At 27.4% G+C, this 19,223-nt stretch carries 21 protein-coding genes and 1 pseudogene; 3 read left to right on the top strand and 19 right to left on the bottom strand.

The window, feature by feature from the left end; translation table 11 throughout:
* Nucleotides 1-168: 168 nt before the first annotated feature.
* The 11 genes from AQ1689_RS02170 to AQ1689_RS02120 form a co-directional block, all read right to left on the bottom strand.
* Nucleotides 169-696, bottom strand: coding sequence for an SH3 domain-containing protein (locus tag AQ1689_RS02170; RefSeq protein ID WP_101915612.1), 528 nt, complete (start codon nt 694-696; stop codon nt 169-171).
* 138 nt (nt 697-834) lie between these two features.
* Nucleotides 835-1,098, bottom strand: coding sequence for a hypothetical protein (locus tag AQ1689_RS02165; protein WP_145993660.1), 264 nt, complete (start codon nt 1,096-1,098; stop codon nt 835-837).
* Between the two features lie 100 nt (nt 1,099-1,198).
* Nucleotides 1,199-1,870 carry a hypothetical protein gene (locus AQ1689_RS02160; protein ID WP_101955041.1) on the bottom strand — a complete coding sequence of 224 codons (672 nt, stop codon included), beginning with the start codon at nt 1,868-1,870 and terminating at the stop codon, nt 1,199-1,201.
* A complete protein-coding gene (locus tag AQ1689_RS02155) occupies nt 1,867-2,862 on the bottom strand; it encodes a M23 family metallopeptidase (protein ID WP_101915610.1) in 996 nt (331 codons plus the stop codon). The genes AQ1689_RS02160 and AQ1689_RS02155 overlap by 4 nt, the downstream gene beginning before the upstream one ends.
* Before the next feature lie 9 nt (nt 2,863-2,871).
* The gene (locus AQ1689_RS02150; protein ID WP_101955040.1) at nt 2,872-3,687 is read right to left on the bottom strand and encodes an SH3 domain-containing protein; all 816 of its coding nucleotides are present in this window, start codon (nt 3,685-3,687) and stop codon (nt 2,872-2,874) included.
* Between the two features lie 37 nt (nt 3,688-3,724).
* Nucleotides 3,725-4,537 carry an SH3 domain-containing protein gene (locus AQ1689_RS02145; protein WP_159459671.1) on the bottom strand — a complete coding sequence of 271 codons (813 nt, stop codon included), beginning with the start codon at nt 4,535-4,537 and terminating at the stop codon, nt 3,725-3,727.
* Between the two features lie 10 nt (nt 4,538-4,547).
* The gene (locus AQ1689_RS13255) at nt 4,548-5,342 is read right to left on the bottom strand and encodes a peptidoglycan-binding domain-containing protein (RefSeq protein ID WP_262509579.1); all 795 of its coding nucleotides are present in this window, start codon (nt 5,340-5,342) and stop codon (nt 4,548-4,550) included.
* Nucleotides 5,343-5,720: 378 nt separating this feature from the next.
* Nucleotides 5,721-6,359: a hypothetical protein gene (locus AQ1689_RS02135; protein WP_101955038.1), complete on the bottom strand. Its 639-nt coding sequence runs from the start codon at nt 6,357-6,359 to the stop codon at nt 5,721-5,723.
* A 6-nt stretch (nt 6,360-6,365) separates the two neighbouring features.
* Nucleotides 6,366-8,678, bottom strand: coding sequence for a hypothetical protein (locus tag AQ1689_RS02130; RefSeq protein ID WP_101955037.1), 2,313 nt, complete (start codon nt 8,676-8,678; stop codon nt 6,366-6,368).
* Between the two features lie 538 nt (nt 8,679-9,216).
* Complete coding sequence (locus AQ1689_RS02125; RefSeq protein WP_101915604.1) at nt 9,217-10,578, bottom strand: DUF5458 family protein; 1,362 nt, start codon at nt 10,576-10,578, stop codon at nt 9,217-9,219.
* A gap of 38 nt (nt 10,579-10,616) precedes the next feature.
* Nucleotides 10,617-11,075 carry a hypothetical protein gene (locus AQ1689_RS02120; RefSeq protein ID WP_101915603.1) on the bottom strand — a complete coding sequence of 153 codons (459 nt, stop codon included), beginning with the start codon at nt 11,073-11,075 and terminating at the stop codon, nt 10,617-10,619.
* A 218-nt stretch (nt 11,076-11,293) separates the two neighbouring features.
* On the opposite strand from AQ1689_RS02120, the gene AQ1689_RS02115 reads away from it, so the two are divergent.
* A protein-coding gene (locus tag AQ1689_RS02115; RefSeq protein ID WP_101915602.1) for an IS1 family transposase occupies nt 11,294-11,952 on the top strand; the annotation gives its coding sequence in 2 pieces (ribosomal slippage) (nt 11,294-11,623 and nt 11,626-11,952; 657 coding nt in all).
* A 260-nt stretch (nt 11,953-12,212) separates the two neighbouring features.
* Here AQ1689_RS02115 and AQ1689_RS02110 read toward each other — a convergent pair.
* The 5 genes from AQ1689_RS02110 to AQ1689_RS02090 all read right to left on the bottom strand — a co-directional run bounded on the left by AQ1689_RS02110 (nt 12,213) and on the right by AQ1689_RS02090 (nt 15,568).
* Nucleotides 12,213-12,509, bottom strand: coding sequence for a hypothetical protein (locus AQ1689_RS02110; protein ID WP_101915601.1), 297 nt, complete (start codon nt 12,507-12,509; stop codon nt 12,213-12,215).
* Between the two features lie 74 nt (nt 12,510-12,583).
* Nucleotides 12,584-13,327 carry a ParA family protein gene (locus AQ1689_RS02105; protein WP_101955036.1) on the bottom strand — a complete coding sequence of 248 codons (744 nt, stop codon included), beginning with the start codon at nt 13,325-13,327 and terminating at the stop codon, nt 12,584-12,586.
* A gap of 226 nt (nt 13,328-13,553) precedes the next feature.
* A complete protein-coding gene (locus AQ1689_RS02100; protein WP_101955035.1) occupies nt 13,554-14,495 on the bottom strand; it encodes a tyrosine-type recombinase/integrase in 942 nt (313 codons plus the stop codon).
* A gap of 667 nt (nt 14,496-15,162) precedes the next feature.
* On the bottom strand, nt 15,163-15,324 hold the full coding sequence (locus AQ1689_RS02095; protein ID WP_159459693.1) for a hypothetical protein: 162 nt from the start codon (nt 15,322-15,324) through the stop codon (nt 15,163-15,165).
* Between the two features lie 43 nt (nt 15,325-15,367).
* Nucleotides 15,368-15,568 (bottom strand): hypothetical protein, encoded by a 201-nt coding sequence (locus AQ1689_RS02090; RefSeq protein ID WP_101916109.1) that lies wholly within the window; start codon nt 15,566-15,568, stop codon nt 15,368-15,370.
* Between the two features lie 339 nt (nt 15,569-15,907).
* Here AQ1689_RS02090 and AQ1689_RS02085 point away from each other — a divergent pair, with 339 nt between their 5' ends.
* Both AQ1689_RS02085 and AQ1689_RS02080 read left to right on the top strand, forming a co-directional pair.
* Nucleotides 15,908-16,654 (top strand): HNH endonuclease, encoded by a 747-nt coding sequence (locus AQ1689_RS02085; protein ID WP_101955034.1) that lies wholly within the window; start codon nt 15,908-15,910, stop codon nt 16,652-16,654.
* 335 nt (nt 16,655-16,989) lie between these two features.
* Nucleotides 16,990-17,277: a hypothetical protein gene (locus tag AQ1689_RS02080; protein WP_101955033.1), complete on the top strand. Its 288-nt coding sequence runs from the start codon at nt 16,990-16,992 to the stop codon at nt 17,275-17,277.
* Between the two features lie 20 nt (nt 17,278-17,297).
* Here the strand turns inward: AQ1689_RS02080 and AQ1689_RS02075 are convergent.
* From AQ1689_RS02075 to AQ1689_RS02065, 3 genes and pseudogenes are all read right to left on the bottom strand, one after another.
* Nucleotides 17,298-18,107: pseudogene (locus tag AQ1689_RS02075) on the bottom strand (HipA domain-containing protein).
* Nucleotides 18,108-18,286: 179 nt separating this feature from the next.
* Nucleotides 18,287-18,610 (bottom strand): HipA N-terminal domain-containing protein, encoded by a 324-nt coding sequence (locus tag AQ1689_RS02070; protein WP_101915914.1) that lies wholly within the window; start codon nt 18,608-18,610, stop codon nt 18,287-18,289.
* A complete protein-coding gene (locus AQ1689_RS02065; RefSeq protein ID WP_101915915.1) occupies nt 18,610-18,816 on the bottom strand; it encodes a helix-turn-helix domain-containing protein in 207 nt (68 codons plus the stop codon). The genes AQ1689_RS02070 and AQ1689_RS02065 overlap by 1 nt, the downstream gene beginning before the upstream one ends.
* Nucleotides 18,817-19,223: the final 407 nt, after the last annotated feature.

The raw sequence follows: 19,223 nt of genomic DNA, 5'->3' as shown, positions 1-19,223 counted from the left end.
TTAGCGGCGTAATTAACAGAAATACGTCCATTATGAATTTGGTCAATGATGAATAATTTGAGTTCAAAACCTACTTTATTGTAGTTCTTTTTTCGGTAGGGTAGTTTTATCTTTGTGTCCATAGTTTAACTAAAAGTGTTTAAATTTTAGTCAACCTATTTCAGGGTTTTACAATCTACTTTTATGGATATAACCTATTTTATTTTTATAAGATACGAACCACCACTCTTGTGCTTTATTCAAAACTTTTACCAAACTACCTGATGAAACTTGATAAACAATACCTGAGTTTTTATTTTTTTCTAATCTCATATTTACATAACCATCTTCATCTATAATTTTAGCTATTATATCATTTGAATTTTCAATAACATTTTCTTCAGTTATAACTTCAGAATTATAAAATTTCCAGCCTTTATTATAATATTTGGGGTTGGGTGAAAACTCAGCAGCTCCGATATCTAAATCTCCAGAACATGGTATTCTATAATGGCTCCAAGCTGTTATAAGCTTTTCATCTCTATCATTGTTAACCCAATTACCGAAAAAACAACAATTAGTATAACTTGGAATATAATCCAACGTATCATCATAATGCACATTACTTGAAGTATCTTTATACCATGAGACAAGTAGATTTCCTTTAAAAATACCTGCATTATTTAAACTATCATTTTCTTTTAGTTCATACGTCAATATTGAAAAACCTTGCTTTAAGATTGAATCAGAATAAGATACATCCTCGTCTATTTTTTTAGAAAATTTATATTGTTTATCCGGTAAGAGTTTTCCTATAAAATGTCTTGTTTTTTCAGAATAAATTTGCGTACTTCCTTATATTAAATAATGACTAGGGTTTTTACTATCTAACTCAATTGAAGTGATAAAAATATCTATCTTCTTTTTCTTTTCACCAATAAAACCTATATAAGGTATTTTATTGTCCCTGAAAATATTGGTTAAATCGACATGTCCTTGGTCAATAGAATATGAAACATCTGTGTTCAGGAAATCATTAAGGACATCATCTATCCCACAAGTATGTTGGCTACTTGATGAACATGAGGTCAAAAAAAATAAAACGAATATATTAATCAATTTCATCTGTAATAACTATTTTGACGTTTTTAATACCTTTTTCTTAATACACTAAAAATAGCATTAATACAATAATTCTTCCTAAACACATACTTATAAATTAGCCTTCAAAATCACCACAATCGTCTTTATGGAATTTATCTTCAATAGCTTTTCTAACATAAATATTATATCTCCCAAATAAATCTTTATGTTTTGATTTTAAATCTTGCTCTCGTATTTCTAGTTTATATAATGACATTGAATTTAATTTTATAAAGCTAAACTCAATATCATTGAGTTTAGTTTTAACATAGTCTGCTCCTAAAAAACTTTCTAATTCATTACAAATTATATTATACCCACCTTCTATCTTTATTATACTCTTAATATTTAATATATAGTCAATTCGTCTTTTTGTTATAGGAACATCTTCGTCTTCATATTGAAAAGCATATATTTTTTTTTCAATGCTATCTATAAAAAGAGATAAAGCTGAAGGATAACATAAATGATTGAAATCTATCTCATACTTTTTATATATATCAACCTCATTTTTATCCCTTAACGATAAACTAGTTAATTTTGTATTAAATAAATTTTGATTATAAAGTTGTTTTAAACTATCTGTTAGTATTAAATTAATATTTTTAAGCTTCGGTTTCCTTTTTTTTTCTTTTATTTTACTTATACTTTTTTCTTTTTTTATTTCTTGCTCCTTTGATTTTTCAGCTTTACAAGAATTTAATAATGTAATTAACATTATTAAATAAAAAATTGCTCTTATTTTCATTTTATTAGATTTTCATTTTTTGAATTCAAATAACCTTCATTTAATAATTCTAAAGGATCAAACAAATCTTTTCTTCTTTGAAAAGAACGTGATTTAGAATAGTTTATCGATGCAGAATACATCATTTCTTTATATTTTATTCCTCTGTTAGTTAATTTACCTGTCTCCTCTCCTGAATACATTTCTATATGAAGCATCCCTCGTTTGTCTGGATATGGCTGCATAATGTATTTCTTTTTCTTACTATTATACATTAAACCTATTTCAGCTATTTGTTGCCCTCTAATTACTTTATCTCCTGTTTTAACTAATATATTATTTTTACCTACCTCTCCATATCTAACATAAAGTTTATATCCTGACTTATGTTCATAATCATGTTCTATCTCTATAGCCCATGTATCTAAATAAAACGAATATACATTCTTTACTACTCCGTCATATATTGTATATATTGGCTCTTTAAGCTCATAATATAAATCTCTAGCAGCATGAATTCTATTCGTACCTCGATAATAGCCAAATGTAGCTGCATTATCTTCCTCTAAGGTATAATTATATTTTTTATAATTATCATTTTTAAAACCATCAGGATGGTTTAATGGTATTGTTTTAAAGGGAAATAATAAAAGTCCTTTTTTCACCTCAAACTCTCCACCTTTTAGAAACTCAACAACATGTTTCCTATCATCACCTTTACAAGTTACTTTTAAAAATAACTTTGCTATTTTAGCTTCTTTAAATTTTTCTTTTTGCTTTTTATAAGCATCATCGCTCTTTTTACGTAACTTAATTTTTACTTTAGCTTGCCCGTTATCATCAAAAGTTACGTTTTCTAATTTCGTTACTTCTGTATCATCCTTTAAAACGGTGATTGGCTTTTTATCTTCTGCTAATAAAGCTTCTTTATCGTAAATTTCTATCGTTACTTTTTTACCTCGTAGGTTGGCACTTTCTAGAACTAGCCAAACTTCGCTACTTATTAAAAACAACTTATTTGTTTATTTCACAAACTCACTACTAACATAACCTTCTGTACCATTTAATGATACTTTTACCCAATTCGCTAAAACTTCTAAAACCATTAATTTATCTGTTGGGTAAATTTCACCAACTATAGTACCTGTAGCATTTGGTGTAGATCTCATATTTAAATACGTATCTACTTGAGCGTAAACTATTGCTCCCTTTTTTATAACAGAATAACTATTAGTGTTTCCTCTGACTTCCTTAAAACTACCATCATTCAATATCTTTAATTTCTTAAAAAAGACTTTATTTTTCCTCTGTCCTTTATATTTACTTATTGTGTAATCATCATTTATTTTAAATGTTATTAATTCATCACTATTTCCTGTTTCCCCTATAACATTAAAACCTTTTACATCTTCACTTGTAGCAGTAATCAAAATATAATATTCTGAATCACCTCTCACAACTAAAACTAACATAATATTAAATTCATATGCACTTGAGACTAACAGAGATTCATAACTTTCTGCTTCAAAATTATTGTTAATTAAATATTCCTTTAAATTTTCAGAAATATTATAATATGGATAATTAGCTTCATCAACATAATCATCATAAAACTGTTCAAATGTAAAAGGAAGTGAGATAGATTTAAAGTTATTGGAATCTTTCTTTGTTAACCATTTATTTGTGTTTATAATATCTAATGTATTACTCGCTTTATTCTGTGGGATTTTATTATCAAATTCAACACTTAAAGGTGCTTTCTTATTGTTTATTTCTTCTTTTTTACATGATAAAGCTACAATGAAAAAAGAAAATAATATTATATAATGTAACTTCATTCTTTATTTTAATAACTTAATGTTTGTATATAAAAATTCATTTTACAAACTCACTACTAACATAACCTTGTTTACCATTTAATTCTATTTTTAGCCAACCATCTAACACTTCTATTACTTTTAAACCATCCTTTGGGTAAGCTTTTGCTATAATGTCTCCATTTGAATTTGGAGCAGATCTCATGTTTAAATACGTTTCTACTTGAGCGTAGACTATTGAGCCTACCATTAAAGAATTGTTCTTGATTTTTATAATTTTTCCCGTTTTATTTATGCGATACTTATTAATTTTATAGTTAGTTTTCTTTTTATTTTGAAATTCCGAGTCTGAAATTTTAATTTCATAATCTTTATTTATTTTAAAGTCTTTTATTTTTTCTTTACTATTACCCTCTTCCATATCTGTCCAGTAGCTATAAATTAATATATTATCAATTAATTCATTCTGATAGAAAACCGCTAAAATATAATTATTATTATCACCACATTCATCTTCAATAATTATTGGTAATAACTCACCTTTTTTAGGAAGTTGATAATAATTCACATAATCAGAATTGCATAATTGAGGTTTCATTTTGTCAATGCTACATTTTAATTCTTGTAATTTTATTCCTTCTTCAAAAGTATTAGCCATAAGATTATTTCCTCCATTAACTGGCAATTTTAGAATTGGACTTTGCTCATCTCCAATGCAGGTATTTAATATCAAGTCCTTTTTATCTATATTTTTGTTTAAAACTGAAGTAGTACTATCAATAACTATTATCGATTCTTTTTTTATAGCTTTGCTACTCTCTTTACAAGCTAAGAACAGATATAAGCTAGTAAATAATAATATACTTTTCATTTTCATTTTCTTAATATTCAGATATTTTTTTTCCTATAACTAAATCTTGTTTACTAATAAATAACTCTTCTTTTAGATAAATTTTATCAAACTCTCGTACATCTACATGAACCCATGTTGTAGCACCTGATGCCCCACCATTAAATTTCTTGGGTTCTAGACCAAACTTATTTTTCTTCCATCCAAAACCATGTGTTTGACCTACTCCACTTTTTGGAGCACCCAAATACTTAGAAAAAAAATGCTTTCTAACATATTCCATATTTGAAGTAAGGTTTGCACGTTTACTATCTTTATTAAAATGAAGATCTGCAGCTTTCCCCATATGATTTGTAGATGTCCTATTATTATGATGTGGATTGTCTAAATTGTCACTCCAACATCGATAACCTCTATTTATTTTGAGAACACTGTATGATGTCTCTTCCATATAAAACCTTATTGCACTTATACCCCATAAAAGAGATCTGTGTATTCCTGGATATTCATATTTGTAATTTCTTTCACTAGACCCTGTTTTATACTCTCCTTTAAATTGTTTTTTCCCAAAGCCGGTACACCTTTTGTCTGCATCAGGTCTACCACTTATTGCTGTATTAGTACAAGGACATTCATATTCTGAAATAGTTTCTTTGTACTTCTCACAGAATTCATCAATAGCATTTGCAGTTTTGCTATCCACCTCACCTGTTGCTTCAATTTTCATGTAATCCTTTTGAAATTGAATTACTGCTTTTTCTGTTTCTTCAGTAAACTCTTTTTTAGGAAGTAGCCCTTTTCCAAAACCAGTTAATTTTATATTAATTTCTTGAATAACCTTTCCCTCATCTCTTTTCTTATAAGTCTTACCACTATAAACTTTTATCCCCTTATCTTTAAAAAATAATATTTCATGCTTCTTATCATCACCTTTGCAGGTTACTTTTAAAAATAACTTAGCAATTTTTTCTTTACCTTTTTTTATTAAAGTATAATCATCTGGGCACTCTTTTAAAGATTGATTATCAGTGTGTAGTTCTTCTTCTGCTCCAGTAGTATTATTTTTATAGGTATTTTTTATTTTAAAAGCATCTTTTTGCTTTTTATAATCATCATTGCTCTTTTTACGAAGCTTAATTTTTACTTTAGCTTGTCCGTTATCATCAAAAGTTACGTTTTCTAATTTTGTTACTTCGGTATCACCTTAAATTAACAAATATATCTCTATTAATAATTTATTTTTTATCTTCCATTTTATCCAACCTATCTGTTCATATTCATTTTGAATAAGAATCCAATCTTTTTTTACATCTATAATAATAATTTCTTCTGATTCAGACCAATCTAAATCCTCTGATTTTGCACTATTCTCTTTTTTTATCGGGTTTGTTTTCCCATCAATATTATTTATTCCAGTAGAATTCATCAAAAAAGTTTTCCAATCGACAAATACATAATTTGCTTTCTTTAAATAAAATACACCATCAATCGATTTTATTTTATAATACTCTTTAGTATCCTCTAAGCAAATTAAATATACAATTCCATAATCTGGCTTGTAAAATACTGGAGTAATTGGAAAAGGATTAAAACTACTGACTATTTCTGGTTTTGTTTTTATATTTTTTTTATAAAAAATTAAAGAATCTGTTAGAGGTTTTATTAATCCTATTCCTAAAGTACCCATTTCGTTGTAATATCCTAAATCATTTTGCTCTATCTCTTTTGAAGACACCTCGCTTTGAATCTGTGATTTTTCTTTTACTAATGAAATTCTTTTATTTTCTTTTTTACATGATAGTAAAAAAATAAGTGTAATTATTAATGTCAATAAATTTTTCATATTCTTTTATCTCTTATATCCTATATGGAAATGATTTTGATGTACTGATACTGCTGAGCCTTTAGTATTTTTAATATCTTTTTTATATGCATAATTATGTTTTTTTATGAAATTCCATTTAACAGCAACATCTAAAATATCTTCAAGTTTTTTCACGAATTTTTCTTCTGTTACATATACCTCTTTAGAAACTCCCCATAATTTTTCTCCTGCTGAATTATCTGCTCCTGGATATCTTATATCTATGTCTTTACCGGTTCTATGGCTCTTATGACCAATATTCCTTTTATCATTAGCAGAAATGTCATTATAATATAAAGTCTCAGAAATATTATTTTCAGGCAAACTATATAAAAACCCTAAAAATGCTGCTGCAGTTTCCTCATCAATCCAATTATCTCCTCCCTTATCTCTAGACCCATACCTTCCCCAGTTTGAACCACTTTTAGGAAAACCTAGTAGCTTGTGTTTATTAATCAACATATCATGAGATGCTATCTTTTTTTTATTTTTAAAAATCAAAAATCTATATTCTTTAATTTCTATACCAGGGTTTAATATTTTCTCTATTTTAGATGTTGAAATATTTACATTATAAGTATGAATTGGTTCATATATATCAAATTCCTTGTCAACCAAAAACTCTTTTATCAGTATTCTTTTCGCATCTACTTTACAGGTTACTTTTAAAAACAACTTAGCTATTTTATCATCTTTAAACTTGTCTTTTTGCTTTTTATAATCAGCATCGCTCTTTTTACGTAGCTTAATTTTTACTTTAGCTTGTCCGTTATCATCAAAAGTTACGTTTTCTAATTTCGTTACTTCTGTATCATCCTTTAAAACGGTGATTGGCTTTTTATCTTCTGCTAATAAGGCTTCCTTATCGTAAATTTCTATCGTTGCTTTTTTACCTCGTAGGTTAGCACTTTCTACAACCAGCCAAACTTCGCTACCCAAACTAGCAGTGCTTATAGGTTCGTAATAAGGCTCGGTTTTTGCTTTTTCTTGTTTTGTAGCACGTGCTTTTTTAGCCTTTTCATTTGCGGCTATTTCAGCAGTTGTTTTTAGTTTTATTGGGACACCTCCATAAGTTAAACCTTTGTTTTCTTCTACGTTATTTAGTTTAGCTAATTTGCCTGCATCTAAACCATAAGTTTTCGCTATTTTGTTTATGGTCTCTTTTGACACACCTACTATGTGTATGTTTGGTGTTTGCTCTGGTTCTGGTAGTGTACTATCTTGTATTTGGTTGCGTTTTTTTTCTAAAGAAAAATAAGCATTGGTTATCTTTTCTTTTGAAATTATATTTAAAGAATTTCCAAACCCCGTTTTATAGCCTGTGGTATTTTTTTCTTGGGGTAACTTAAAGTAAAGCTCTAATTGGTCTCCTTCTATACCGCCACGTTTTTTTTGATAGTTTTCGTTTACACTATCGGGTATTTCTAATTTTTTATAGGTATAGCGTCCTTTTATTTCAAAAGCAGCGTTTTCAATTTCTATTTGCTCGTCGCCATAACCATAATCATCTTCCCAAAGTTCTGCTGTTAAATTTTTATTTTTCATACCTAGTGTTTTTAAACACATATACACGGTATCTTTATAACCTACTATTTTGTTAGTTATATTATTTCTTTTATCATTTACCCAATAGCCTTTTACTATTTCTGGTGATGATTGTAAATAGCGTGATGCCGTTGTTTTACCGCCATCAGCTTTTATGTTTACCCTCCTAAAGCAAGCTTCTACACGTATAAAATAACCGTCTAACCATTTACTCCACTTTATTTTTAAAATGGCTTCTTTCTCAGTATATTCTATAACAGCGTAGTAATATGCCTTTTCTAAGTTTTTGGTTAATGTTTCGGTGTTTTTAGTCTCTAATATATCTGTTGTACTGTCTTTAGTAAAAGGGTTGCTCTTTTTTCGAATCATGATTACCTTTTTAGGGTTATCAATAACCATCATTTTTCCTTTGGGGTGGTCTTGTACCCAAAAACAAAATTTAACCTTTCTTAGGTCTTTTTCTAAAGTGTCGCAGTCTAACTCATCTAATCCTACCTTATACCATGTTTCTTCTTGTGCCTTTGCGGTACAAGCTTCATTATATTTTTCGCTATAGCCTATTTTTTTGTCTTCTTTATCAAAAACAGTTATAGTCTTTATTTTATTATTTGTTCTGTCTTCTACTGTAGTATTCGCATTATTAACAACTGTTGTAAAATTACCAGTACTTGCTAAATCTTGTGCCGCTAGCCTCGCTTTAAATTCGGCAAAGGTTCGTGGCCCTCTATCAAGTATTTTTATATTTAATCCCATTCTTTTCTTTTTCTTTGCCTTTTTATTTCCTTGTTGGGTTCATAGCATAAACACAAACAACATATTATTGGAAAATGGTGTAGTAATCAGCTACAATTCAATTACTATTTTAAATTAAATATCTGAATTACAGATATTTAGTTAAACACTTAAAAAAACACCACTTTACTTTGATGAATCTTAAGTGAACTATGTAAAAAATATCGAAAATAAAAGATTCAATCAATATAGCTACTCTTTAAAGAAAGTCGTTATCATTTTCTCTTTAAAAGAATAAAATTAACAATCGTAGATAAATGATCAATTCATTAAAGTTATATTGTTTACATAAAACATATTTCTGACAGAAACACCGAAAACTAGTAATACCTACTATTCTTTAATTTATTTATTTCTAAAAATTAAATTCACTTTTATAAAAACCAATAACCTTATTATCTAAGTAATAATTAAGAAACAAGTTGAAATTAATAACATTCAATATATTTCTTAACTATTACCTAAATTAATAAGTTATAAATAAATAGTATTCTTACGATTACACCTGTTTATATTCACTATGCCATTCAGCATTTTCAGGGCCATCTCCTTTATGACCATCTAATTGAATAACAAAACTCTTAGCAGGAAAATATGGTGTGATATGTATATCTAACAAAACTCTATCTTTTTGATTTTGATCTTGCTCTATTTTCATCACTTTAAACTTTTCAATAAGTTTCGATGGTCCTTGAACACTATCTAAAAACTTAACTATTTGGCTTCTTAGGTCAGCCTCAGTACGAGTAGTCCAGTTTTCGAAAGCTTTTCTATTTAAGAAATCAAAAAGAACCTTGGTTATATGATCAAATACTCTAACTACAGAGTAAGTTTGCAATCCTAAGTTATCTCCATTAAATAATGTTTTAGCAGAAAACGCCATAACCTTACTGTATTCGTTAACCATAGGTACTAATCCCATTTTTTCTAACTCTGAAATCTCACTCTTTTTAAGACCAAAACGAACACTTTCAACCTCATTAATTCCACCGAATTTTTTTCCGGCAACTACCTGAGACATTAAAGTACTGTATATTTTCCCAGCCAAAGCAGATGATGGCGGAACATATAAGTTATCTTCTTCACCAACAACATCGTCTTTTTTTCTACCTAACAACCAGTTACAAGACATTAATGTATTCGATTTAAAAATATCTGAACCTGTATGGTTTGCATTAAAAAAAACATCTATCACATCATCAGGAGATTCTAAATCTTGAAAATCGGTTACTAGCATTGCTTTATTATCGTATGCTATTTTAGACCACTTATCTATAACAGCATTAGAACCTAAATACCCTGGTACATTTAAGATCCCATAATTACTTCTAAGATCAAGACGGTCAAAATTTTGCTGTAACTCATTCGCAACATAATCTATAAATAAAGTATTGTCTAAATCTTTTAATTGATCTAAATCGGCATTAAGTATAGTAATATTCTTTATTTTTTCTGATTCTGCATTTTTGTAAAAAAGAGAAACAGATCTGTATGATCTCTCTAAGTCTTCAGTAGTTTTAAGAGCCTTCTTTAAATTAGAATTTAAAGTTGTATCTGCTTTTTCTGAACGATCTTTTGCTATATCACGCATACCTTCAGTATCTTTTCCGCTACTTAACAAATCAATCCAGATATTTAATCTATTCGATAAGTTTTTCCTTTCTGTTTCCCATTGTTCATCAGTAAGAAATATATTTCTTCTTGCTTTTCTTTTTGGATTAAGGTTAGAGAAGCCATCAATTATATTTTCTAAAAAAGAAAAGCCGCCATATTCAGCTAATACATCAACTGAAGATTTTGCTTTTTGGATTTGTTTTTCTTGTACAGATATTTCTTTTTTTTCTTTAGCTTGTACTGACATAATAATTTATTGTAGTTAGTTTATTAAATTCTCAACTTTTAATTACTTTTTCTTCCTTTAATTTCATTTAAAGAATCTTCTAATACTTGAACAATAGCTGCTCTAGTTTCAGGATTCTCTAAAGCTTTTTTCAATCCTTTATTAGAGGTAAGTTGACGAATTATTTTAGTGTTTTGTTCTTTTTCAATATCTAATCTATTTAAAAAGGCACTATTCTTTTTAATTGATTTAGATCCAAAATCACTAAGATTTTTAAAACTAATTTTTTCTTTTACATCTGTTCCTTGCTCATCTTGAAATTCTACTTCAACACTTGGAGAAAATTCCTCAAACACTTCTTCTACCGTCTGAAGCCCATACACTGCTTCTGGAGTTACAGGTGCTTCGTTCGTTAATTTTTGAATTAATAAAGTTTTATTAGCGGGGATATTCGCAATAGATTCTCCTCCATCTGTTTTTACTTCATTCCCTCCTATTCCATAGTTATACATAGACATATTTTTTTGTTTTTAAATTATAGATTATATTAATGTTTTCTTCTATCTTTTTCGTGAAAAATCCCAGCTAAATTATACATTTTTTTTTAAACTCACCTATAGAGCCTCTTTAAATTTCTAAAATAAATAGAAATACCTCACTTATGCTATTGCTACATAAAGAAAAGGGCATTGCTAATTTAATATAGTTTACCTATCTTAGAAGAAAAGAAAACAATATGGATTGTCCAAAATGTAAGAGCGAAAAAAAGATTAAAAATGGAGTAATAAAAGGTATTCAGCGATACAAGTGTAAATCTTGTGGATATAATTACACCGTAGAAAGGCGCTCTTGTGATTATCCACTATCGACAAAAAATAAAGCTTTGCAACTGTATTTAGAAGGGTTAGGTTTTCGTTCTGTCGGAAGACTTTTGGGCGTAAGTAATGTTAGTGTTTTGAACTGGATTAGAGCCTTTGGAAACGAAATTTCTAGCTTACAACCAGAATCTCAAGATATAGAAATGGTAGAAGTTGATGAGATGCACAGCTATATTGGGCATAAAAAAACTACTGTTGGATTTGGATTGCCGTTGATAGATACGGCAAAAGATTCCTCCACTTCGTTACTGGAGATAGAAGCACAAAAACAGCCAAGAAGTTTTGGGAAGGAATTAAAGACAACCAAATGAAAACTATTGCAAGTGATTATTGGAAACCATATAGGGCAATAATTATTAAGGATAAACACGTGCAATCAAAAGCAGAAACATTTACAGTGGAAGGCTACAATAGTTTATTTAGACATTTTTTAGCAAGAATGAGAAGAAAGTCAAAATGTTATTCTAAAAGTATCAAAATGCTCGAATTATCCATGTTATTATTAATGCATTATTGAAATAAAACATTATCTTTATTGAATTAGCAATGCCTGCCATAAATATATATGCCAATAATATTAATATATGATATACAGATTTTTATATTTCAGATAACAACTAGTTTATAAAGAAATTCCTTTGTGTTTTCCAAAATTCGTATTCTTTTAGGTTTTTCACTATTAATTTTACTTCTGTAATGTAAACTTACAGAAGTAAGTTAATATTCGCTATATTAAACCTTTAATAATAATTTTGGTCACTCTCTTCTTACTATTATTTATTTTTTTGGTATCGGCTCAATATTACCATTCTTTTTTTCATATTTATCTACGGTATCTTGTAGTGATTTATCTACAACCTCTTTTATTAGTTTTCTATCCCAATAAGCGATCGCTTTTAATTTTTCTAGCAAATCTTCATTTACTATAAAAGTGGCTCTGGTTTCCTTTTCTTTAGTTCCCTTTTGAGAACTTTTAGTTATCACTTTATTAGATGTTTTAGGTCTACCTACTTTTTGTTTTTCAGTATCTCCTAATAAAGAACTTAATCCTCCTGTAAAATTTTTTTTAGCCATATTTTATAAATTTAATGTTTATTTAAATTACTTAATAACTAACACACGTTAAGTAATCAATGTTTATTTAGTAATTAATGTTTACTATGTTTCAATATTTCTTTACTTAGCTTTAAGTAATCCTCTGCACCGTAACTTTTAGGGCTGTATCTAAAAATATCTAATCCTTGAGCGGGTGCTTCTGCTAATGCGATATTATCTCTTATTTTAGTTTTAAATACCGTGTCTTTAAAATGTAGGTCAATAGTTGATGCAACATCCCTATTTAATACTTTTCTTTTATCGTATTGTGTTATAAATACACCTCCTACTTTAAGGTTTTTATTTAATCTTTTTTTAATCTTTTCTACTACTTCTAGTAATTTAGCCAATCCTTGTAAAGCTAAATATTGAGCCTGTAAAGGAATTAATATTTCATCCGAAGCTGTAAAACTGTTTATAGTTAATAAACCTAAAGAAGGAGCGCTATCAATTATAATAAAATCGTAATCATCTCTAATCGGATCTATCAATTCTTTTAAAATATATTCTCTTCCAGGTTCTCCGCTCATTTCTACTTCTGCTCCAGATAAATCTAAAGTAGAAGGAATTAAATATAATCCTTTAGAAACCTCTATTGGTTGCAATTCATAATCTCCTCTTAAAGCTCCGTATATATTAAATTCTGGTTCTACCACTCCTAAACTTTGGCTTAGGTTTGCCTGTGGATCTAAATCTATTAATAAAATTTTCTTTTTTAGTTTTACTAATCCAGCTCCTATATTAAGAGTAGAAGTTGTTTTACCTACACCTCCTTTATGATTACTGATACTAATTATCTTACTTACATTACTTAATTTATATTATTATGTTTACTTACCTTACTTATTTTATTAATATTATTTTGTTTACTTGAATTATTACATTTATTGAAAAACATCCAGAATTTCAGTGTTATTTTTAATAGGAATAAAACACAAAACACCTCTATGTATTACTAATATTATTTTGTTTACTTAAATTACTTTGATTATTGCATTTATTATGTTTATATAAAAATATATTTTAGTATAAATTATCTATTAAAGCCTCTCCGCTATTCTCTAATCTTCGTTCTTCATTTAAAGTCGCTGTATAAATTTGAGTAGTTGCAGGATTGGTATGCCTAAGAGTAAACTGAACCATTTCCATAGACCCTCCAGCTTTTAAAATATTAATCGCTGTAGTATGCCTAAGGCTGTGGGCTGTAAAATTCTTAGAATTTAACCCTATTGCTTTTAATCCTTCTTTAGCGATATAACTTATAGTTCTGGTAGACAACCTTCTTCCTTTAGAATTATTAGAAGTAGAAGTAAATAAAGGATCTGAGTACCTTGTTTTACCTCTAGAACTTAAATAAATCTCTATATATTTATACGTTTTATCTGTAAGAATTACAAAATTATCTTTCTCATCTCTTCCTTTACCATGTATTAATAAAACTCTTTGAGAACCTTTAAATGTAATATCTTCGATGTTAACTCTAATTACCTCTATAGTCCTTAACCCTGTTCTTAAAAGTAAATTAATTATAGCGTAATCTCTTAGTGTTTTATCTTTAAAATAATCTAGTAAAGCTATGGCTTGTGCTGGTAATAACGGTTGTTTTTTAAATTGTGGCTTTCTTTTAGGTGTTTTAATTCCTTTGGCTACATTAGGATAGTATTTATTCGCTTCTGCCCATTCGTAAAAACGTCTAACAGAGGTAATATAAGAACCTACCGTTAAATTACTCATTCCTGAACTTAGTAAATTCTCTTTATACTCTATTATTTGAGGTCTACTTATTTCTGAAAGCAAATAGTTTTTAGTAGTGACCCAGTTAAAATATTGCTTTAAAGTTCGTCGATATAATTTCTTAGAACTTTGCTTTATATCTTGGTCGTCTATAAAACCTTCTACTAATTCTCCAACTCTTATAGAAGATATTTTAATTATATTTTGAGGCTCTTTAATTACTAAATACATAATAATGTAATTTACTTTTTAGTATTACAAATATACTTATATTATTTAGATTACAACAATTACTTATATTATTTTTATTATTAAGTAAACAGTTAAATAAAAAATGATTAATTACAAGGCTATTACATGTTTTATTTCACTTGTATAGAGTGCTTTAAATTAAATTAGCAGTACCTTATTTTAAGTTTTAACTTTCAAACACATGAATATAAGATTGTTCCATTTTCTCAATTTTACCTTGAATATTCCAATCAAGTAAATCTTTTAGTTCTGTTGTATTTCTAATTATTGGGAAGTATTATTTAGAACCGAGAAGGTTGTCGTTTATTTTCCATTTAGATATTTTTGTAATATTTCCTGTAACATAATTAGAAATAGTGATGTCAATATCTATTGATTTGGATTTTCTTTTACCTAGTCAGCTATTGTTTAATGCTCAACTGAAGCGAAAATTTCCTTTATGAATGCAAGGTTTAAATCATCCTATTTTAAAGCAAATTATAAATGAGAAATTGGATTGTCATTTTACATCATATTTCGATTTAAAAATGCATACAGTTGTATTTGTTGCACTTATTTCTATTTTATCAGTAGTCCCTATTATGATTCGTGAGTTAATTGAAAGCCTTTAATTTTTCTTGAAGCCAGGTATTTCATTTATTTTCTATTAATTGGGGTAAAATTCGTTTTTAATGGCAGAGTAAACCCATACTTTAATATTTAAGACTTTTAATCGCCATGCTTCATTCCAACCAGATTTAAGTCTTTTTTCTGTAACACCTTGCTTCTCTGTTTTTTCATTTTTCAATAAATTCAATGCAATTTTCAAAGTATTAAATAGTTTTGAGTAGTATTTTTTTTATAGAGTTGTCTTAATTTGTGGTCTGGTTATTTCTGATAAGTAAATAGTTTTTAGTAGTAACCCAATTAAAATACTGTTTTAAAGTTCGTCTATATAATTTCTTAGAGCTTTGTTTTATATCTTGATTTTCAATAAAATCATCGACTAATTTACATACTTTTTCAGAAGATATTTTACGGATGTCTTGCGGTTCTTTTATTGCTAAATACATAATCGTAATTTACTTTTAGTAACACAAAGATACTTGTATTATTTAGACTACAACAATTACTTATATTACTAAGTAAACAGTAAAATAAAAAATAATTAAACATAAGCTAATGTTTTGTTTTTGACCTTGTTACAATATTTTATCCTAAAAATTAAAGTATTGAAATACAATATTTTAAACATGTGAAATTAACTATTTAATAATCTAAAAGTAATAGATTATAGTTGAATTTAATAAACAACTTATTAAGTATTTAATTATATTAGTAGTCTTGATTTATTAGATAAATAGCCTGTTATATATAGAATATTTATGTGTTTTTAATTTTTATAAAATAGAATGAAAAATTATAAAAAATCATATCAAAATAGTAAGTGGGTTAATTTTTCTACAAAAGTAAAATTAAGAGATGGAAATAAATGTTTGAAATGTGGACGAAATGAATTTGAAGTTATTTTACAAACTCATCATAAAAGTTATAAGCCAAATTTTGAACCGTGGGATTATCCTTTAAGTGATTGTATAACTCTTTGTAAAGGATGTCATTCAAGAGAACACGGATTAGTAGAGCCTGATAGCGGATGGACATTAATTTCAATTGGAGATTTGGGTGGTTTAGATGGAATTTGCGAAAGAAAAGATTGCGGAACAGAAATTAGATATGAGCATATAACGTATCATCCAAAATGGGGAGAAAAAATTGTTGGAAGTACTTGTATTGAATATTTGACAAGAGAAGACCAGTATTTAAGTAGTGAAGTTTTGAAAATATTTAAAAAAATAAGTGATTTTATTAATAAATCTGTTTGGAAGGAAGGTTTAACTAAAAAAGGAAATACCTATTTATTTACTACACATTCTCACAATCAAATTAGAATTTATGGAAAGAATAATTATTATTCTTTTCAAATTTTATTAAAAAATAAAGGGAAAAAGTGGTTTGATTTTAAAGATTTTATAAAAGTCAAACAAGGAAAAAATTTAGAACAGGTTAAAGAACTCGGATATATAGTTTTAAAAGGATTATTAACTGAAAAAGAAGAAGAGAAAAAATTACTTCGTAATATTTACTCAAAAATACGATGAAAAAATAATTATGGATTAATAAACGATTTAAAAGGCTTGAAAATAAACTCACTATGAAAGAAAGATTTATAAAAATATCAAAAAATAAAATTTACTTTACAAATAATGATTTTGTTGAATTGCGACAAACAAACTTTCCTGAAAATAGTTTGAGGTTGAAATATCAAACTTTAATAAACAATTAAAATCTTTAGATATTGAAATTGTTGATTACAAACCAACAGGTTTTCACGATTTTAATAATCAAAAATTGTAACTAATCAATATGCTTATTTAAATCAAAAAACAAGATATATTATTGATTGTAAATAAATTAAAAAAACTTTTGATGAATTATGAAATACAATTTACCTATAGATTATACTAAATTACATTGGACTCAGCGAAGAGAAGTAAGAGAACAGTATATATGTGAGCAAAAATATAAGTGCTATTATTGCGGGTATAGTTTAAAAGAAAAAGCACCTAAACACATAATAGAAAAGAAGATAAATTGGGAACTATTTCCTGATAATTTTTTAAAATATCCAATACACTTACAACATAATCACGATACAGGAATGACCGAAGGTGCTGTACATAATTATTGTAATGCAGTAATGTGGCAATATAACGGAAGGTAAAGCGAACTAAGCAGATGTAATCACAGTCTTAATAATTTTTTAAGCCTTGTTTGATATGCTTGAGTATAATTTCGTTTTAATTTTTCACTTAAAAAAGAAGCATCAATAAGCGATAAAACTCCTTTTTTTTTCGAGGTTAAATTATTAAATACTTTTTCTATTTGTTTTTGGGGAATACCAGCTTTTTCTCCTAAAATATAGAATTGTGTTGTAATTTTTCCTTGTGCTAAATTAGGCGGTAATAAACCATCTTCTAAGGCAAAATCGTTATCATCTATATGGATTCTACTATTTAATAAATCATAAGCTGGGCTTAATTTAAAATCGCCTAAAGGTGTTTCTATTAAAGAGAAATTTTTAAAATGAGCATCTCCATTAGAAAACAAGTAATTAAAAAATATTAACTTAAATAATTTAATAGATTCGATAGTATAAGCAGGCGTATATTTTTTTAAAATTGTAAAAAGTTCTAAATAATTACCACCATATTTAAAATCTTCCCCATGAGTTTGTGGTGTTCTTTTTGCTAAGGAAGCAAAATCTTCTTACGCCCATTTACTACCATCTTTTTTAAGATCAAAACGCTTTGTAATATATGCAGGATCTCCATTTTTAAAGAAAATAAGCGCATTTTCTGCGGTTTCAATAGCAAAAATTTGTCTGGCAATTTGCATTGTTAAATGCTCGTTTGCGGGCATTTCATTTGAATATTTACCGACATTTGGTATTGGTTTTAAAATATATTGACCTTGTTCATTTTCGTGAATTAAACGTAATTTATTTTTATCTAATAAAACAGAAAATTTTTCTTGTACACCAGAAATAGACATTCTTTTTCTGTTATCTGTAAACAATAAATCTGTACTTTGATTACTCGATGGCGAATCATAATTTAAAATAGGACTTACTTTTTTTCCATAAAAAACACGCCTTAAAGCAGTATTACTGTAGGCATTGTTATTTTTTGCAAGTGTACTTGGGCAATTTGTTATTTCTGGTAAAGTCATTATTATTTAATTTTTTCAATAGTAACAGCACCAATAGTATCTTGTTTTGCTGTAGTAATTAATATTCCAAAATGATCTTCTGTATCTATTCTATTTTCATAACAAACAGTTTGTTTATTAGAACCTTCTGGTAGCATATTATAGAAAAAAGAAAATAAATAATCCGAACAATATTCTTGTTGTGTTTTAGGCAACGTTAAACTAATTCCTGGTTTATTTGAATCGTTAAACCATTGATCAGAATATTTAAATATAAAAGTGCCAGTATCTAATTGCATTAATATTCCTACAATTTCTTTTTTGTATAATACGTTTGCTTCTCTCATTATTTAATACTTACATTTTTAACGATAAAAGTTAGCTCAATTCCTAAGGCATTACCTAATTTATTTAGCGTTTCTAATGTAGGATTTCCTTTGCCACTTTCAAACTGTTTAAGTGTACGTAAACCAACACCAGAAAGATCGGCAAGCATTTCTTGGGTTACATTTAAGTTTTCTCTACGGTTTTTTATAATTTCTATTAAGTGCATTATATGGCTCTTTTAATGTAAATATACACTTTTTAATTCAGTACTCAGCTTAAAAGTGCTTTATAGCGCACTTTTTGTATTGTATATTTTACAGTAAAGATCTTTAATTACCATTAAAAATAAACATAGTAATCATATATTACTTTAATTACCTATATTATTAAACTTACTAAGTAAACATTAAAAATCTACTAATAAAATATCATTAATATTCTTTATTAGTAGGTTTTATCTGTTAAGTTTTTAGTACTTAAAATAGTGTTATTTTATACGTGAATTAATTCAAAAGAATAATTATAATCTATTAATCCCAGGGCAAACTCACACTTTTATTAAATTAATTTCATTGACTCTAAATTGTTCCTTTTGTTAATTTGAACTATATTGTATTGATTTTTAGATAAATT

This window comes from Tenacibaculum finnmarkense (genome assembly GCF_900239185.1).
Lineage (GTDB): Bacteria > Bacteroidota > Bacteroidia > Flavobacteriales > Flavobacteriaceae > Polaribacter > Polaribacter finnmarkensis.
Note: the sequence above shows the minus strand (reverse complement) of the source record. Positions and strands in the feature narration are given on the sequence as shown.

Coding starts and splice junctions, on each gene's coding strand:
- AQ1689_RS02160 (WP_101955041.1), bottom strand. CDS start 1,870: ATGAAAATAAGAGCAATTTTTTATTTAATAATGTTAATTACATTATTA.
- AQ1689_RS02150 (WP_101955040.1), bottom strand. CDS start 3,687: ATGAAGTTACATTATATAATATTATTTTCTTTTTTCATTGTAGCTTTA.
- AQ1689_RS02145 (WP_159459671.1), bottom strand. CDS start 4,537: ATGAAAAGTATATTATTATTTACTAGCTTATATCTGTTCTTAGCTTGT.
- AQ1689_RS02135 (WP_101955038.1), bottom strand. CDS start 6,359: ATGAAAAATTTATTGACATTAATAATTACACTTATTTTTTTACTATCA.
- AQ1689_RS02130 (WP_101955037.1), bottom strand. CDS start 8,678: ATGGGATTAAATATAAAAATACTTGATAGAGGGCCACGAACCTTTGCC.
- AQ1689_RS02125 (WP_101915604.1), bottom strand. CDS start 10,578: ATGTCAGTACAAGCTAAAGAAAAAAAAGAAATATCTGTACAAGAAAAA.
- AQ1689_RS02120 (WP_101915603.1), bottom strand. CDS start 11,075: ATGTCTATGTATAACTATGGAATAGGAGGGAATGAAGTAAAAACAGAT.
- AQ1689_RS02110 (WP_101915601.1), bottom strand. CDS start 12,509: ATGGCTAAAAAAAATTTTACAGGAGGATTAAGTTCTTTATTAGGAGAT.
- AQ1689_RS02100 (WP_101955035.1), bottom strand. CDS start 14,495: ATGTATTTAGTAATTAAAGAGCCTCAAAATATAATTAAAATATCTTCT.
- AQ1689_RS02090 (WP_101916109.1), bottom strand. CDS start 15,568: ATGTATTTAGCAATAAAAGAACCGCAAGACATCCGTAAAATATCTTCT.
- AQ1689_RS02085 (WP_101955034.1), top strand. CDS start 15,908: ATGAAAAATTATAAAAAATCATATCAAAATAGTAAGTGGGTTAATTTT.
- AQ1689_RS02080 (WP_101955033.1), top strand. CDS start 16,990: ATGAAATACAATTTACCTATAGATTATACTAAATTACATTGGACTCAG.
- AQ1689_RS02070 (WP_101915914.1), bottom strand. CDS start 18,610: ATGAGAGAAGCAAACGTATTATACAAAAAAGAAATTGTAGGAATATTA.
- AQ1689_RS02065 (WP_101915915.1), bottom strand. CDS start 18,816: ATGCACTTAATAGAAATTATAAAAAACCGTAGAGAAAACTTAAATGTA.